1 protein-coding gene is annotated in these 1,681 nt (G+C 35.6%); it reads right to left on the reverse strand.

Annotated elements, in window-relative coordinates; genetic code table 11:
• Window positions 1-91: 91 nt before the first annotated feature.
• Window positions 92-1,681: methyl-accepting chemotaxis protein (locus P0N36_RS15215; RefSeq protein ID WP_275843734.1), on the reverse strand; the 1,590-nt coding region annotated here is incomplete at its 5' end.

Genomic DNA, 1,681 nt, shown 5'->3' on the forward strand with positions numbered 1-1,681 from the left:
CGATTAGGGACGGTCTAGATGAATTACTCCTAATCAAAACTAAGAACAAAAAAAGACAAGCGCACAGTTCACATACGCTTGCCTTATAACACTATATCTTATAAACACTTAAATCTTCACTAAAGCCTGCCGTTATACCTTTAAACGTACTAATGTTTCCACTTAGATTGTGAATCTGTTCTGTATAATTAGTGACATTCGCGCTCACCTGCTGTGCGGATGCGGAATTTTCTTCTGCAATGGCCGCAAGTGACTCCATGTTTGTAAACACTTTTGCAATTGCTTCTGTCTCTGTCTCTAGTTTCTTTGATGTTTCAACCATTTTATTAGCCACTTCTTGTATGGTTTCTTTAGCTACTCCTGAAGCACTAACCGCATGTGATAATTTTTCATTCTCGTCTTCAAGACTTGAATATTGATGATCCACATCTGTAACCATCTGACCAATCTCACTTACAAAATCTCCAAGCCTACTGTTTATCTTACCTACAGCATCATTGGTTGCTTCTGACAACTTGCGCACTTCTTCAGCTACAACTGCAAAACCTTTTCCTGCCTCACCAGCTCTTGCAGCTTCGATGGATGCATTCAGTGCTAATAAATTAGTCTGTTGTGATATAGCTGATACCAAAGATACGATGTTGGTAATCCCTTGAGCATTATCTTTTAATTTCAAGCCATTTTCTTTTACTTTTTCAAAATGTTTCAAAATAATTTGAATCTCATGGGCTGTTTTTTCAACATGATCAAAACTATCTTCTATTTTCCTGACCGAAACCTCTAACTCATCTTTATTCTCATTTTCCTCATGAGCAATACGTTTAACCTCATTGATGTTATCATTGAGCATATAAATTGAGCTTTCAGTCTCCTCAGCTTGACTGGTCGCTGCATAGGCAAGTTGTTCCACCACATCACCAATCTCATCTGAAGTGAATGCCATACTTTTTGATATTTCATCCATGGTTTTACTGAAAATAGACATCTCATCGACAATACCGTTATAACCTTGAAAATCGATTTTTAAACCATCTTTATACGCTTCAATCTGTTTTAATAGATCTTCATATTGATCTTTGGAAGATACAATATATTTTTTGCTATATGTTTTTTGTTGCATCTCTGAAAGGCTCCTATTTAGCAAGTTTAAAGGCTTATTTAACCATTTTGCATTTACTAATGAAGCCAACCCTGATAATAATGTAAAACCAACAACACCACTTAGTCCAATGACTTCTGGTGCAAAAAGACTTATAATCGTTCCTAAAACAGCTACCATCAACATCGTTGCCAGACTTATTTTTAGGGATATATCTTTAATGAATCCAAATGATAATAATCGATTGAGTGTATAATTATGAATCACTTCAACAGGGTATTCGAATTCAATTTCCAGTGTAAGTTCGGTATCACTTCGTCCCATCTCAACCATGGTAAAGTTCTCTTTAAAATACGATTTGACACCTTCCATAAGGCCCAGGAAATAATCAAACATACCTCTTTTAGAACTATATTTAAACTGTACTTTATTGGTGCCTATCACGGTCATGTCAAGAGCCGGTGGCTTTGCACCTGAGAATCTTTTCATTACAATCACATGTAGGTCATTCATTGAATTTAAGAATTGATACGCATTATCCCTTCTGAAAAATCCTGGATAATCTGTCTTAAATGTAATTAA

The organism is Petrocella sp. FN5 (assembly GCF_029210395.1).
Taxonomy (GTDB): domain Bacteria; phylum Bacillota; class Clostridia; order Lachnospirales; family Vallitaleaceae; genus Petrocella.